Raw genomic sequence first — 15,451 nt, 5'->3', positions numbered from 1 at the left:
GATTTCGTACAGAAATAAACGGCAACGTGGTTGTTGTGCGAGAGAAACGTTGAAACCCTGGGCGAGAGTGGATACGCCTGTCATGGATTTTGAGGACATTGAGACTGTGGCGGTGCTTGGCGCAGGGAACATGGGTCACGGAATCGCCGAGGTCGCCGCCATCGCGGGCTACGACGTGCAGATGCGCGACATCAAAGAGGAGTTCGTCCAGGACGGCTACGACAACATCGAGTGGTCCCTCGACAAACTCGCGGAAAAAGAACAGCTCAGCCAGGACGAAGCCGACGCGGCGCTGGAACGCGTGACACCGCTGGTCGACATGGAGGCGGCCGTCGGCGACGCCGACGTGATCGTCGAGGCCGTCCCGGAGAAAATGGAGATCAAGAAAGACGTCTACGGCGACGTGGAAGCCCACGCCCCCGAGGACGCGATCTTCGCGACGAACACGTCGAGCCTCTCGATCACGGAGCTGTCCGAAGTCACGGAGCGCCCAGAGCAGTTCTGCGGGATGCACTTTTTCAACCCCCCGGTCCGGATGCCCCTCGTCGAAGTCATCTCGGGGGAACACACCGACGACGAGACGCTCGACGCGATCGAAGCACTCGCCGACGCCTTCGACAAGACGCCCGTCCGAGTGCGGAAGGACTCGCCGGGATTCATCGTCAACCGCATCCTCGTCCCGCTGATGAACGAGGCCTGCTGGCTCGTCCACGACGACGTGGCGACGATCGCCGAGGTCGACTCGACGACGAAGTTCGACATGGGCCTGCCGATGGGTTCGTTCGAGCTCTCCGACCAGGTCGGCAACGACGTCGGCCTCCACGTCCTCGAATACATGCACGAGGTGCTCGGTGAGCAGTACGCACCGTGTCCGCTCCTCGAAGAGACGGTCGAAGACGAGCGGCTGGGCAAGAAGTCAGGCGAAGGGTTCTACGACTACGAAAACGGCGGCGTCGACATCCCGACGGACGCCGGCCGCGAAGACGTCGAGCATCGTCTGCTCGCCGTGATGGCCAACGAGGTCGGGAAGCTGGTCGAGAACGACGTCGCGCCCGTCAGCGACATCGACGAGGCCGTGATGCTCGGCGGCGGCTTCCCGGACGGGCCGGCGAAGCTCGCAGACGAGACGGGCCTGGAGGCGCTCGTCGACGCGCTCGAAACGGCCCACGAGGAGACCGGTGCAGCCCGCTACGAGCTCTCGGCCGGCCTCGAAGCGGCCGCCGAGGAGGGTGGCTTCTACGACGACGACGAGGAAGCGTCGGCCGACTACGACTCGATCTCGCTTTCCTACCCCGCAGAGTACGTCGCCCAGATCGAACTCGATCGTCCACACCGCATGAACACGGTCAGTCCGGACATGATGGACGAGATCGCCGACGCCGTCGACCACCTCGAGGAGGACGACGAGGTGCGTGCGATCCTGCTGACCGGTGCGGGCGACCGGGCCTTCTCCGCGGGCGCGGACGTACAGTCGATGGCGAGCAACGCGACGCCGCTGGAGGCGATCGAGCTCTCCCGGAAGGGCCAGCAGACGTTCGGCAAGCTCGAATCCTGTCCGATGCCGGTCGTCGCCGGCATCGACGGCTACGCGCTGGGCGGCGGGATGGAACTGGCCACCTGTGCGGACATGCGCGTCGCCAGCGAGCGCTCCGAACTCGGCCAGCCCGAGCACGACCTCGGCCTGCTGCCGGGCTGGGGCGGCACCCAGCGCCTGAGCAACATCGTCGGCGAGGGCCGCGCCAAGGAGATCATCTTCACGGCCGAGCGCTACGACGCCGCGGAGATGGCCGACTACGGCTTCGTCAACGAGGTCGTCCCCAACGACGAGATCGACGAGCGGGCGCTCGAACTGGCCACCGATCTGGCCGCCGGACCGCCCGTCGCCCAGGAGCTGACCAAGAAGGCGATGCTGGCCGGGCGCGACGACACCGACGCCGGACTGGAGGTCGAGGCCCAGGCCTTCGGCCACCTCATCGGCACCGACGACGTGATGGAGGGCATCACGGCGTTCATGGGCGACGGCGACCCGGACTTCCAGGGCAAGTAGGCCCGTCGACCGTCGTTCGCGATCGATCCCCACCCTACCAGTCGAGCGTCGAGACTCCCTGAACGGGACCGATCGATTCGCCCTCCTGTGGTGGATGTGTCGTGCTACCACGGAAGGGGTTTTTGATGCTGGGCTCAGAAGAGGGAGTATCAGCGTCAGGTACGCGCTGTGGGTGCGAACATGACGGGGGAACACAGCAGACACGGCGACCGGGACGGTGCACAGAGCGAGCCTGCCAGCGACGGCCGGCGACGAGGTGTCGCGGACCAGCGATCGAGGACGGACGGACGGACCGACGGCGGCTTCGAGCCGGGATTTTTCAACGCCGTCGTGGAGCGCGTCGGCGTCGCTGTCGGCGTCTACGGGGCGGACGGACGATTCGCCTACGTGAACCAGGCGTACGCCGATCTGCTGGGCACCGATCGCGAGTCGCTACACGGGACGGGGTTGTGGGAGGTGAACCCGGCGATCGACAGAGCGCGATTCGAGGAGTACTGGGAGTCGTTCGAGGTCGGAGAGACGCGACAGCGCGAGGCGAGACACAGTCGCTTCGACGGCACCGAGGTCCCCGTCGAGACCCACACCACGGCCATCGAGGTCGACGGGACCCGCTACAACGTCGGGACCATCGCAGACATCAGCGAACGCGTCGAGGGCTGGGAGAAGCTCCGGCGGCAGGACGAGCGACTCGAACAGTTCGCCAGCGTCGTCAGCCACGACCTCCGCAATCCGCTGAACGTCGCCATGGGACGGCTCCAGCTGGCCCGCGAGACGGCCGATACGGCCCACCTCGACCACATCGAGCAGTCACTCGAACGGATCGAGGCGCTCATCGAGGACGTGTTGACGCTGGCTCGGGACGGCAATCGGATCACGGAACCCGAACCCGTCGACGTGGAACGGATCGTCCACCGAGCCTGGACGACCGCCGGACCGGAGGACGGCTCGCTCTCGGCCAGCGACGACCTCGGGACGGTGCTCTCCGACGAGAACCGACTGCTGGAGGTGTTCGAGAACCTCTTCGAGAACGTCGCCAGTCACGCGGGTCCCGGCGTGACTGTCACCGTCGACCGGACCGAAGACGGGCTCTTCGTCGCCGACGACGGCCCCGGAATCGAGCCTGGCGAGCGCGACGACGTACTGGAGTACGGGTACACGACGACCGACCACGGCACCGGCTACGGCCTCACGATCGTCGAGCAGATCGTGACGGCCCACGGCTGGCAGCTCTCGCTGTCCGAGAGCGAGAGCGGGGGCCTCCGGGTCACCGTCTCCGGCGTCGAATTCGAGTGAGTGGTTCGCAAACTGCCTGCAGAAAGACGATTTTAAATACCACGAGCCTATCTCCCTATATGCGTCGCTCGCTTGGTGTAGTCCGGCCAATCATATTGGCCTTTCGAGCCAATGACCAGGGTTCAAATCCCTGAGCGAGCATTTCTCTCGCGAACAACGTCGTGAGCGGGAGCCATCTCATACGACCGGCTGTACATCTGTGACCGATTTCGCCACCCAGGGGTGGCGGAGATATTCACGAAGGGACAGCCGGCAGTATCAAATGGATACCGTGAGTCTCGGCACGTATGCAAGTAGTCATCCTCGCGGCAGGTGAGGGGACGCGAATGCGACCGCTCACGGCGGACACGCCGAAACCGATGTTGCCGGTCGCAGACCGGCCCCTGGTGGCACACACCGCCGACGCGGCGGTCGAGGCGGGGGCGAGCGAGCTGATCCTGGTCGTCGGCTACGAAGCCGACGCGGTCAGGTCGTACTTCGGCGAGGAGTATCGCGGCGTCCCGGTGGAGTTCGCGGTCCAGGCCGAGCAACGCGGCACCGCGGACGCCGTCAGGGCCGCAAGCGAGCACCTCGACGGTCCCTTCGCCGTCCTCAACGGCGACAACCTCTACGATCAGTCGTCGATCGCCGCGCTGTTCGACGCCGGCCCGGCCATCGCGGCGTCTCGCGTCGACGATCCGACAGCCTACGGCGTCCTCTCGACCGACCGCAGCACCGTGACCGGGATCGTCGAGAAGCCCGACGACCCGCCGACGGAGCTCGCGAACGCCGGCGCGTACGTGTTCCCGGCCGACGCCCGCGAGTGGCTCGACGTCGAGGAAAGCGAGCGCGGCGAGTACGAGATCACCGACGTGGTCGCGCGGGCGATCGAGACCGGAGCCGTCTCCGCCGTCGAGGTCGACCGCTGGCTCGACGTGGGGCGACCCTGGGAGTTGCTGGCGGCCAACGAGTGGAAGCTGGGCGAACTCGATCGGCGGATCGACGGCGAAGTCCGCGGTGACGCGACGCTTCGCGGAACCGTCGTCGTCGAGGCCGGCGCGACCGTCGAGCCCGGCGTCGTCGTCGAGGGGCCGGCGCTGATCCGTTCCGGCGCGGAAGTCGGACCCAACGCCTACGTGCGCGGAGCGACGCTCCTTGCCGAGGACACCCACGTCGGCCACGGCGTCGAGATCAAAAACAGCGTGATCGGTGCGGGCTCGGCCGTCCCCCACGTCACCTACGTCGGCGACAGCGTCCTCGGCGAGGACGTGAACTTCGGAGCCGGCACGCAGGTGGCGAACCTCCGTCACGACGGGGAGCCGGTCAGACAGACCGTCAAGGGCGACCGCGTCTCGACCGGCCGACGAAAGTACGGCGTCGTCGCCGGAGACGGCGTCAAGACCGCGGTCAACACGAGCATCAATCCCGGCGTCACCCTGTCGAGCGGGGCCAGCACGACGCCGGGCGAGTCGGTCACGCGGGATCGGTAAGCCGGCAGTGTGACTGTCCGTCCGTGACGCCGAGGGCAGCGATTCCGGACGAGCAGTCAAGCGAGGGGCACACGGCGCGTGAGATATCTTTGGGATTAAATACCGCGACACCGACGGTTCGGCTAATGGTAGATCCCACATCGGACCATCACGAGGACTTAGACGAGTCCGAAGCGCCCGACTGCGAGCACTGTGGCGACGCGATCGTGAACGAACCGACCCACCGCGAAGTGACCTGGATCGAAGACGACACCGTCCAGGAAGCGCACTTCTGTGACGAGTCCTGTCTGAGCGCGTGGGACGAGCGCTGAGCGACCCGATCGCTCAAAGCGACGTTGAGCGTTCACAAAGACTTAACCGCAGTCGGTCGATTCTCCGCCCGTTCAACCGATGAGAGCGCGCACACGATCGGCGCTGCGAGTCCTCTTTCTGACGGTCATGATCCTCTCGGCCGCGGCGGTCGGCCAGTCGTTTCTCCAGTCGACTGCCGGTGCCGAGAGCGAGACCGGTGGGACCGTCACCGAGACGGCGACTGCGACGCCGGAATCGAGCGGTGCGAACGAGACGGCGGACGACGGATCGGCCGGCGGTGACGCGACGCCCACGGCGACACCGGCGTCGACTGGTCTGACGGAGATCGACGTAGAATCACGGTTCGACCGGGCGAAGTCCGAGACACTGCCCGGCGAGAACTGGTCGACCCGGCAGGTCCGGGCGGCCAGCGGCGATCGGGGTCTGACCGTCGTCGCGACACAGGGGTTCTACGTGAGCGGCCAGACGGCAGAGTTGGCCGCGCTGACGCCCGACGGTAGCGTCGTCTACTTCAACGACACCTACCGGGTCTACTTCGACGTGGATCCCGTCGAGGGCGAGCGCTACACCGTCGAGTACGTCGCCGCGAAACACTTCGAGGGGACAGAGTGCGAACAGTTCCACGGCGACCAGTGTACGCGCAACGTCGTCAACCGCGTCAACCTCACCACGGGCGACCACGAGACCGTGTACGCCGAGATGACGCCCCAGGTCGCGTCCGGCCGCTGGCACGACGTTGATCGGCTCAACGACACCCACCTGATCGTCGCCGACATCGTCGAAGACTCGGTGTTCGTCGTGGACACGCGCGACGACTCGATCGTCTGGGAGTGGCGCTTCGACGAACACTACAGCCCCGAGGCCGGCGGTCAGGGCGGGGACTGGACGCACGTCAACGACGTGGAAGTGCTGGCCGACGGCCGAATCATGCTCAGTCCGCGCAACATGGACGAGGTGATCTTCCTCGACCGAACCGACGGCGGCGGGTACGCCGTCGACGAAGACTGGACTCTCGGCGAGGACGGCAACCACTCGATCCTCTACGAGCAACACAACGCCGACTACATCCCGCGAGCGTACGGCGGCCCCGCCGTCGTCGTCGCGGACTCCGAGAACGCCCGCGTCGTCGAGTACCAGCGCGTCGACGGCGAGTGGGTCCAGAGCTGGTCCTGGCAGGACGTGCGTCTCAAGTGGCCACGGGACGCCGACCGACTCCCTAACGGCAACACGCTGCTGGTCGACTCGAACGGCAACCGACTCGTCGAGGTGAACGCCGACGACGAGATCGTCTGGTCGGCCACCGTCGGGATGCCCTACGACGTCGAGCGGATCGGAACCGGCGACGAGAGCGAGGGCGGACCGGCCGCACGGCTCAGGGGACGGGCACCGATCGAACCCCGGACCCAGCCAGAGGGAGCGGCGAACGGGACGGCGACGCCGCCCTCGGTCGGAGCGTCGGTCGAGACCAGCGGCGATCGGACTCCCACCGACCGGTTCTGGCTCACCCTGAAAGACGTGACGCCGTCGCTGGTCACGAACGGGATCCTCTACACCGCACCGCCGTGGGTCCTCTTTACCGACCTGGCCTTCGCCACGCTGTTCGTGCTCGTCGGTCTGTGCTGGGCGGGCAGCGAGTTCTACTGGGCGGGCCACACGCTCCGGGGCGTCGCCGCCGGCATCGGGCGACGCGTCAGAACAGGGGTCGAAAACGTCCGCTGACGGCCTACAGCAGTCCCAGATCTTCGGCGACGCGGTCGGCGAGGACCTCCATGACCTCGGGATCGACCTGCGCGACTGTCTCACCGTCGTGGAGCTGTTCGTTGTGGCGCTCGACCGCCGCCTCGACCTCGTCGAACGCGACCTTGGTCCGGGTGTCACAGTCCGTACAGATCACGGGGATGTCGGGGAGTTCGTCGTCCGTCATGGTCGCCACTCCGTCCAGTGGGGTGAAATATCATCGGTTTTCCTGGCACAACCACGCTGGGACCGACCACAACGTGGCTTGCCCGGTGGCAACTCGACTTTCCTTTAGACGATCGTGAGCGCCCCAGCGCCGGTCCTGTGGGGAGAAAGGGCAAACATACTTGTCCCGGCCGCCCTCAGCATCGACAATGACGGACGGGGCACACGACGGCACCACGGTCCTCCAGAGCAAGCGGTCGGCGACCCAGTACCAGATCCTCATCGAGATCGCCGAGCGCCAGCCGGCAGTCAGTCAACAGGAGATCGCCGACAGCATCGGCATCACCTCGCAGGCGGTCTCGAACTACCTCCAGGATCTCGTCGAGAACGAGTTCGTCCAGAAGCACGGACGAGGGCGCTACGAGGTCACCAAGGAGGGGGTCGACTGGCTCATCACGCAGACGACCGACCTCCGGGAGTTCGTCGACCACGTCTCTGACGACGTGATCGGCGAAGTCGAGATCGAGACCGCCATCGCGACCACCGCCATCGAGGACGGGCAGGCGGTCTCGCTGACGATGCGAGACGGCGTGTTGCACGCGACACCGGGCGAGGCCGGGACGGCGACCGCGGTCGCCGTCTCGGCGGCCGAGGCGGGCCGGGACGTGGGTATCACCGACTTCGACGGCGTCCTGGAGTACGACCTCGGGACGGTGACGATCGTCTCGATCCCGCCGATCCGCGACGGCGGGAGCGGCGACGTGGATCACGCGGCCGTCGCCGCAGAAGCGCGCGACCACGACTTGCTCGCGGTCTCGGGGACGGAGGCCGTCGCGACGGCCCACGCCGCCGACCTCGACGTCGACATCCAGTTCGCGACGGCGGCCGCCGTCGCGGAGGCCGCGACGAAGGGGCTCGACGTGTGTCTGCTGGCGGTGGCGGACGATCTCGCCGGACTGACCGACACGCTGAGAAACGGCGACGCGGCTTTCGAGATCGTCGAGTACGACGACTGAGCCGTCAGGCGTCGGTGGTCTCGGCGTTGGGCGCGTTTCGCTTGACGCTGTCGATGCCGTCGAAGGCCTTCGTCCGCGAGCTGTACCCCTGGCCGCCGTCCGCGAGGATGTTCCCGTTGCGGTGGCGGAGTCGCCAGCGATACTGTCCGGCGTTGTCCTCGAAGACCTCGAAAGCCGCCAGTCCGATGTCCAGCGCCGCGGCGTCGGGCGCGTGTCCCTCGACGCGATCGATGCTCTCGCGTGCGCCCCGCTCCTCGCTGAAGCCCTGCCCGCTGTCGGCGACGATCTCGCCGTTGTCCGCTTCGAGCCGCCAGCGGTACTTGCCGGCCGTGTCCTCGTAGATCTCGAACTCGTAGTCGTCGTCTTCCAGCCCCGACCGGACCCGATCGACGGCGTCGCGAGCCCCGCTGCGGGAGGCGTACCCCTCACCGCTGTCGGCGAGGATCTTGCCGTTCTTGTGAATCAGCCGCCAGCGCCACTCTTCGGCGGCGTCCTGGTACACCTCGAAGGCCGTCGGATCGGCACGGAGGTACTGTGCCGGTCCGGCCCGCTCGCTCACGCGCTCGATGGCCGCCTCGGCCTCGCGGCGCTCGGTGTAGCCCTCGCCGCTGTCGGCGATGATGTTGCCGTTGGCGTGCTGGAGTCGCCAGCGGTATCCGCCCGCGTTGTCCTCGTACAGCTCGAACGTCGCCTTGCTCTCGCCCGGCGGGTAGGCGACGACGCCCGTCTCGGCCTCGTCGGTCGAGTCGTCGATCTCGGTTTCGAGTTCCACGAGCGCGCCGCCCAGTGCGTTGCGGCGAACGCTCTCGATCCCGTTCTGGGCGTCGACGCGGCGGGAGTACCCCTGCGCGCTGTCGGCGATGATGTTGCTGTTGCGGTGGCGGAGCCGCCAGCGGTACTTGCCACCCCTGTCCTCGTACAGCTCGAACGTCGCCGCGCTGTCGTGGAGCACTGCCAGTTCGTCGGTCCGAGCGGCGACCTGCTCGCGAAGGTCGTCGGCCTCCGCTCGGTGTTCGTCGGCCTCCATACGGGCACTGTCGGCGTCCGCCTGTGCCCGTTGGGCCGACGACTCCGCGGCCGAGACGGCGGTCTCGCCGTCGGTCTCGTTCATCATCGGCACGAGGATCGCACCCAGCGCGATGACGGCCATCCCGATGCCGTAGGTCCCGAAGACGATCGAGCGCTGGCCGCGTCCGCCGTCGAACGAGAGGACGAGCCAGACGATCGCGAGGACGCTGATGGCCGCTCCGACGTAGGCGACCCTCGTCGCCCGGCGCTCCAGCGGGAGCCGGACGATCGGCCCGATCAGGACGAACAGCAGTCCGAGTCCGCCCAGAGCGATCCCGGCCAGTCGCTGGAACGAGCCGCTGGTCTGTGTGGCAGTCGAGCCGGCGAGTAACACGCCGAACAGACCGATCACGACACCGAAGACGAACAACCAGTATCCGTACACTTCGTCGTCGGTCGTCGGCTCGGCGATCCGGTTGCGATACCACTTGAGCAGGGCCCCGTCCTCCGAACTGGAACTTGCCATATCTATAATGAATATCGACCACGTGATACTTAAAGATGCAGTACGGTTCCGCAATCTTCGGTATAGGGCGACTACCCGCAGGGCTCCTGTGTCTCGAAGTGGTCGCAACTGACACGTGTCGGTCAGAAGACTCGTTCGGGGGGAGAGTCCCCTGTCGAGACGGCGTAGGCGACGCCTGCCGGTCGCCACCGAAGCCGGGCGACCGCTAACGGAAGGATACTTAAGTTGAGTGAACGGATGAAATGGTGTATGGATCAGGTCGCCGTGTTCGGGATCGGAAGCACGAACTTTCGGTACGGGGTCGCGGTCCCGAGCGGGGATATCGTCACGGACGTGACCGTCGAACCGACTCGACCGTACGACCTGGAGCGACAGCTCGTCGACGCCGTCACGGATCTGACCGCGGCGGCGACGGAACCGCTCTCCGGGGTCGCCATCTCCTGTACCGGCCTCGTCGACAGAAACAGAGCCCAGATCGACGAGCTGGACACGACCGACGGCGACACCGTCGATCGGATCGAAGCCGGCCGGGCGATCCACGAGGCCCACGGGCTCCCGGTCGTCGTCGAAAACGACTGCAACGCCGCCGTGCTGGGCGAGTGGCACTACGGCTCTCGCGACGACGTCGACACCCTCGTCCACGTCACGTTCGGCACCGGTATCGGCGGCGGCGTCGTCGACGGCGGCCGGCTCGTCCGGGGCGAGTCGGCCCAGGCCGGCGAGTTCGGTCTGCTCCCGGTCGCACCCGACAGCGACGTGGAGAGTACGGGCGTCACGGGCGCGTGGGAGGCGTTCTGCTCGGGACGTGGGATCGCCCGGAACGTGTCCAGACGGATCGGCACAGAGGAACCGGAGACGACCCTCGATGCCGAAGTGACGGCCCAGGACGTGTTCAGGGCCGCATCGGAGGGGGACGCGTTCGCCCAGTCCTGTCTCGATCGCGTCGCGCGGTACAACGCGGCCGGGATCGGAGCCATCTGTAACGCTCTCAATCCGGGACTCATCACCGTCGGGGGCGGCGTCGCGATGAACAACGAGCGCGTCGTGTTGGACGGGATCGACCGGTACCTCGACGACTACCTGTTCGTCGAGCGACCCGAAATCCGAATCAGCCGGCTGGGCGACGACATCGGTCTCTACGGCGCGCTCGCAGCGTTCGTCGAGCAGCGCTCGGAGGCGAGGGCCTGGGAACCGACCGCGAGCGAACGAGCCGACACGGACGACTGATACGGCAGTCTGTCGCCGTGTCGCGGTCGCCACTGGGGGCGACGGGATCGTTCGCGGACGGACAGTCGTCAGCCCGAGAAGGTGTCCGGCGATTCGAGTCCGCAGGAAAGAGAGCGCGTCAGGCCGGGCTCGGCGTCTGGACCGTCGAGACGTACGCGGTGAGGTCCGTCGTGGAGATGATTCCGATGACGCCCTCGGTCTCGTCGACGACGGGGACGTGGTGGATGCCCGCTTCGAGCATCAGGTCTGCGACCGCCTGAATCTGCTCCTGTGCGGTCGTCGTCAGCACGTCCGTGCTCATGTAGCGCTCGACGGTCGTCTGAGCCTTCGGATCGCTCTCCTTGACGATCTCCACGAAGTCGGTCGACGTGAGGATCCCTCGGATGTCGTTGTCGTCGTCGGTGACGATCAGCGAACCGATCGATTCGTCGATCATCAGCTGTGCCGCGTCCTCGACGAGCGTGTCTGGTGAGACCGTTACCGGGTCGGATGTCATCAGTCGTCCGACAAAAATGTCGTCCATGTGCAGATGTACCAATGTCGGCCTAATATGCGTTGCCATCACGGCAGAACCGTTCGCCAGTTCGGTAGTGTAGTTTACCCTACAATTCACCAAGCAATCATTGTCGATGAATGTCAAACGAATAGATATGTGCCAGCGAGTCACTCGCCAGACGGCGGGTTCCACAGCCGACCGCGACGGCGGTGAGTGCGATGGGTGAGTTCGTCCACGTCCCCGACGAGTCGTTCGTCGAGGAGACAAACGTCGCCCAGTTCATGCGGACCTACGACATCGCCGACTACGAGGAACTGATCGCACGCACCACCGGACACGTAGACGGAGAGCCCGCCTCCGGGATCGACTGGTTCTGGGACGAGATCGTCGACTACCTCGACATCGAGTTCTACGAACCGTACGACCAGATCCGGGACGACACGGACGGCCCGCAGTTCACCCGGTGGTATCCCGGCGGCACGATCAATCTCGCGCACAACGTCCTGGATCGCCACGCCGCCCTCGACAGCGAGGCACGCAACCGCGTGGCCTGCATCTGGGAGGGCGAGCCCGGCGACCAGCGCCACGTCACGTACCACGACCTCCACCGACAGGCCAACCGCGTGGCCAACGCGCTCCGCGAGCGAGGCATCGAGCGGGGGGACACGGTCGGCCTGTACATGCCGATGGTCCCCGAGGTCGTCTCGATCCTGTACGGCTGTTTCAAACTGGGAGCGATCGCCGTCCCGATCTTCTCCGGGTTCGGCGTCGACGCGACCGCGACCCGGATCGCGGACAGCGACTGTAACGTGCTCTTTACCGCCGACGGATTCTACCGGCGCGGCGACGAGATCCGGCTGAAAGACACCCTCGACGAGGCCATCGACCAGGCCGGCGGCGTCACGGACACCGTCGTCTTCGACCGCCTGGGTGCGGTCGACGAGATCCCCTGGACCGATCGCGACGAGCGGTGGGCCGACGCCGTCGGAACCGCCGACGCGACCTTCGAGACCGAACGCCTCGACGCGAACGACGAGTCGATGCTGCTGTACTCTTCGGGGACCACCGGCGAACCCAAGGGGATCGTCCACACGCACGCCGGGGTCCAGGTGCAGACGGCGAAGGAACTACACTTCGGGTTCGACTTGCAGCCCGCAGACCGGTTCTTCTGGGTCTCCGACATCGGCTGGATGATGGGGCCCTGGACGCTGATCGGGACCCACACGTTCGGCGGCACCGTCTTCATGTACGAGGGCGCGCCCGACTATCCCGGCCCGGACCGCTTCTGGGACATGATCGAACGCCACGGACTGACCCAGTTCGGCATCAGTCCGACCGCGATCCGTGCGCTTCGCAAACACGGCACTGACCCCGTCGAGGCCCACGACCTCTCGTCGCTACGGCTGCTGGGATCGACGGGCGAACCCTGGGACGACGAGTCCTGGCGGTGGTTCTACGAGCACGTCGGCGGCGGTGAGACTCCGATCATCAACATCTCCGGCGGCACCGAGATCTGCGGGTGCTTCCTCATGCCGATGCCGATTCAGCCCCTCAAGCCCTGCACGCTGGGCGGGCCGGGGCTGGGGATGGACGTCGACATCGTCGACAGCACCGGCGAGTCCGTCGCGGACGACCACGAGCGGGGCTTTCTCGTGGCACGGGACTCCTGTCCCAGCACGACAAAGTCCCTGTGGAGCGGCGACGAGCGCTACCTCGAAGCGTACTGGTCGACGTGGGAGGACTGCTGGGACCACGGCGACTGGGCCCAGAAAGACGAGGACGGACTCTGGTACCTCCACGGTCGAGCCGACGACGCACTCAACGTCGCCGGTCGGAAGGTCGGCCCCGCGGAGGTCGAGGGGGCACTGATCGCACACGACGCCGTCAATCAGGCCGCCGCCGTCGGAGTACCAGACGACACGACGGGCACCGCCGTCGTCGCGTTCGTCGTCCTCGAAGACGGCGTCGAGGCCGACGAGGACCTCCGGACAGACCTGCGCTCGCAGGTCAGTCGCGAACTCGGCAAGCCGTTCCGGCCCCGAGACGTGGTCTTCGTCGACGGCTTCCCCAAGACCCAGAGCGGCAAGATCGTCCGCCGGGCCGTCGCGGGTGCCTACACCGGCGAGACGATCGGCGACACCAGCAGCATCGAGAATCCGGCGACGATCGACGCGCTGGCGGCCGCCGCCAGCGAACAACGCGAGGGCTGAGCGCACGTCGCGCCACACGTCGGTCAGACCGGGTATGCTGGCGGTAACCAAGAGCTATTAATGCAGAAGCCACAATGGATGGTCACTGGATGACCGCAACGACACAGTCCGATACCGGTGAGTCACTGCCGCGCCACCAGCTCGAAGACGCACCGCCGAGTGCCAAGTTCGTCCACTGGGTGCTCGACAGCGAGGGCGCGATGACGCAGGCACAGCTGGCCGAGGAGACGCTGCTCCCGAAACGAACCGTACGCGCCGCGCTCGAAACCCTCTCGGAAGCCGATCTCGTCACCGAAGAGGTCTTTCTGCCCGACGCCCGCAAGAAGGTCTACCGAGCGTCGACAGTCTCACCGTAGGAGTTCGGGCCGCTGCGGTCTCTCTTCGTCGATCGATCCGCCAGCGACGCGAGAGCCTCGACCGTCGGAGTTTCCATCCCGAACCCACTTACGACACGTAACTATAACCGTGGGGACCACGTAGCCGTGCGACGATGACAGACGCCAGCGAGCCCCTGGAAGTGTGGTGTGCCGGCGAGGAGTGGTGTCCGATCACGACGACGGCGTCGGTGATCGGGAAGAAGTGGCACCCGGTACTGGTCCACCGCCTGCTCGAACACGGCCCGTCCGGGTTCAACGAACTGAAAGAGAGCGTCGACGGGATCTCCAGCAAAGTCCTCTCGGACAGTCTCGAAGACCTCCAAGAACACGGCCTGGTCGACCGCGAGGTCATCAGCGAACAGCCGTTTCGGGTCCAGTACTCCCTGACAGAACGGGGCTCGTCGCTCGAACCGGTGATCGACGCGATGGCCGAGTGGGGGAAGGCCCACCTGACGGAACCGAGCGACGACGCCGCCCAGCAGGCCTGATCCATGTCCGGACACGACGACCCGATCGACCTCCGCTCGGACACGGTGACCAGGCCCTCGACAGCCATGCGGGAGGCCGCCCGCAACGCCCCGGTCGGCGACGACGTGTACGGCGAAGACCCCACCGTCGCCGAACTGGAGGCCCGTGCCGCCGATCTGCTCGGGAAAGCCGACGCGCTCTTCGTTCCCAGCGGCACCATGGGCAACCAGATCGCCGTCCGAGCCCACACCGAACGTGGACAGGAACTCCTGCTGGACCGTGAGTCACACATCTATCGCTGGGAACTCGGCGGGACCGCCCAGCACGCACAGCTCCAGTGTCGCACGGTCGACGCCGAAGAGCGCTGCGTCCCGACCCCCGAACAGATCAACGAGGCGTTCGTCGCCGAGGACCTGCACCGACCGGGGACCGGTCTGGTGACACTGGAGAACACGCACAACTACCGCGGCGGCGTCGCGGTCCCCGAAGCCCACGTCGACGCTGCGTGTGACGCGGCACACGCTCTCGACGTGCCGGTCCACCTCGACGGCGCGCGGCTGTGGAACGCTGCGGTCGCACTGGACACCACGCCGGCCGCGCTCGCCCGGGAAGCCGACTCGGTGATGGCCTGTCTCTCCAAGGGACTGGGCGCACCCGTCGGCTCGGTCCTCGCGGGCACCGAGTCGTTCGTCGACGAGGCCCGTCGCCTCCGCAAGCTGTTCGGCGGCGGAATGAGGCAGGCGGGCATGGTCGCGGCACCCGGCCTCGAAGCGCTCGACAACGTCGACCGACTCGCCGACGACCACGAGAACGCACGGCGACTGGCGACTGGTCTCGACGCGATAGACGGCCTCCGCGTGCCGACACCGGAGACCAACATCGTCGTCGTCGACAGCGAACCAGCCGGGATCACCAGTGAGGCCTTCGTCGAGGCCTGTGTGGCGCGTGGCGTCCGCTGTGGGAGCGTCTCCGAGTACACGACGCGGCTGTGTACTAACCTCGACGTGGACCGCGCCGACATCGACGCGGCGATCGACCGGATCGGACGCGTGGTCCGCGAGGCCACCGAGTAGCCGCCCCCGACGCCAGATCGTCGTGCG

The 15,451-nt window shown here is 66.6% G+C and carries 14 protein-coding genes and 1 tRNA gene; 12 read left to right on the top strand and 3 right to left on the bottom strand.

Annotation, left to right across the window (positions count from 1 at the left end):
- Positions 1-82 precede the first annotated feature (82 nt).
- From AC5FRZ_RS07435 to AC5FRZ_RS07410, 6 genes are all read left to right on the top strand, one after another.
- A complete protein-coding gene (locus tag AC5FRZ_RS07435) occupies positions 83-2,047 on the top strand; it encodes a 3-hydroxyacyl-CoA dehydrogenase/enoyl-CoA hydratase family protein (protein ID WP_493564272.1) in 1,965 nt (654 codons plus the stop codon).
- Positions 2,048-2,227: 180 nt separating this feature from the next.
- On the top strand, positions 2,228-3,340 hold the full coding sequence (locus tag AC5FRZ_RS07430) for a PAS domain S-box protein (protein WP_493564271.1): 1,113 nt from the start codon (positions 2,228-2,230) through the stop codon (positions 3,338-3,340).
- Between the two features lie 66 nt (positions 3,341-3,406).
- Positions 3,407-3,481 (top strand) — tRNA-Glu (locus AC5FRZ_RS07425).
- Positions 3,482-3,627: 146 nt separating this feature from the next.
- On the top strand, positions 3,628-4,809 hold the full coding sequence (glmU, locus tag AC5FRZ_RS07420) for a bifunctional sugar-1-phosphate nucleotidylyltransferase/acetyltransferase (protein ID WP_170094068.1): 1,182 nt from the start codon (positions 3,628-3,630) through the stop codon (positions 4,807-4,809).
- A 125-nt stretch (positions 4,810-4,934) separates the two neighbouring features.
- Positions 4,935-5,120, top strand: coding sequence for a DUF7576 family protein (locus AC5FRZ_RS07415; RefSeq protein ID WP_170094067.1), 186 nt, complete (start codon positions 4,935-4,937; stop codon positions 5,118-5,120).
- A 79-nt stretch (positions 5,121-5,199) separates the two neighbouring features.
- Positions 5,200-6,840 (top strand): aryl-sulfate sulfotransferase, encoded by a 1,641-nt coding sequence (locus AC5FRZ_RS07410; protein ID WP_493564270.1) that lies wholly within the window; start codon positions 5,200-5,202, stop codon positions 6,838-6,840.
- A 4-nt stretch (positions 6,841-6,844) separates the two neighbouring features.
- Here the strand turns inward: AC5FRZ_RS07410 and AC5FRZ_RS07405 are convergent, their stop codons facing one another.
- Entirely contained in the window at positions 6,845-7,045 is a 201-nt protein-coding gene (locus AC5FRZ_RS07405; protein WP_153553192.1) for a DUF8149 family protein, read from the bottom strand.
- 187 nt (positions 7,046-7,232) lie between these two features.
- Here AC5FRZ_RS07405 and AC5FRZ_RS07400 point away from each other — a divergent pair, with 187 nt between their 5' ends.
- On the top strand, positions 7,233-8,039 hold the full coding sequence (locus tag AC5FRZ_RS07400; protein WP_170094065.1) for a DUF7839 domain-containing protein: 807 nt from the start codon (positions 7,233-7,235) through the stop codon (positions 8,037-8,039).
- A 4-nt stretch (positions 8,040-8,043) separates the two neighbouring features.
- Here AC5FRZ_RS07400 and AC5FRZ_RS07395 read toward each other — a convergent pair whose 3' ends face one another.
- A complete protein-coding gene (locus AC5FRZ_RS07395) occupies positions 8,044-9,573 on the bottom strand; it encodes a YegP family protein (protein ID WP_493564269.1) in 1,530 nt (509 codons plus the stop codon).
- 249 nt (positions 9,574-9,822) lie between these two features.
- Here AC5FRZ_RS07395 and AC5FRZ_RS07390 point away from each other — a divergent pair, with 249 nt between their 5' ends.
- Positions 9,823-10,800, top strand: a complete 978-nt coding sequence (locus tag AC5FRZ_RS07390) for an ROK family protein (RefSeq protein ID WP_493564268.1) — start codon at positions 9,823-9,825, stop codon at positions 10,798-10,800.
- A gap of 118 nt (positions 10,801-10,918) precedes the next feature.
- On the opposite strand, the gene AC5FRZ_RS07385 is transcribed toward AC5FRZ_RS07390, so the two are convergent.
- Positions 10,919-11,323, bottom strand: coding sequence for a CBS domain-containing protein (locus tag AC5FRZ_RS07385; RefSeq protein ID WP_015763012.1), 405 nt, complete (start codon positions 11,321-11,323; stop codon positions 10,919-10,921).
- Between the two features lie 191 nt (positions 11,324-11,514).
- On the opposite strand from AC5FRZ_RS07385, the gene AC5FRZ_RS07380 reads away from it, so the two are divergent.
- From AC5FRZ_RS07380 to AC5FRZ_RS07365, 4 genes are all read left to right on the top strand, one after another.
- Positions 11,515-13,506, top strand: coding sequence for an AMP-binding protein (locus tag AC5FRZ_RS07380; protein ID WP_493564267.1), 1,992 nt, complete (start codon positions 11,515-11,517; stop codon positions 13,504-13,506).
- Between the two features lie 89 nt (positions 13,507-13,595).
- On the top strand, positions 13,596-13,862 hold the full coding sequence (locus tag AC5FRZ_RS07375; RefSeq protein ID WP_018259440.1) for a helix-turn-helix domain-containing protein: 267 nt from the start codon (positions 13,596-13,598) through the stop codon (positions 13,860-13,862).
- A 134-nt stretch (positions 13,863-13,996) separates the two neighbouring features.
- Positions 13,997-14,371: a winged helix-turn-helix transcriptional regulator gene (locus AC5FRZ_RS07370; protein WP_372479136.1), complete on the top strand. Its 375-nt coding sequence runs from the start codon at positions 13,997-13,999 to the stop codon at positions 14,369-14,371.
- A 3-nt stretch (positions 14,372-14,374) separates the two neighbouring features.
- A complete protein-coding gene (locus tag AC5FRZ_RS07365) occupies positions 14,375-15,424 on the top strand; it encodes a threonine aldolase family protein (RefSeq protein WP_493564266.1) in 1,050 nt (349 codons plus the stop codon).
- Positions 15,425-15,451 lie beyond the last annotated feature (27 nt).

This window comes from Halomicrobium sp. HArcht1-1 (assembly GCF_058933285.1).
This window is presented reverse-complemented; position numbering and strand designations above follow the sequence as displayed.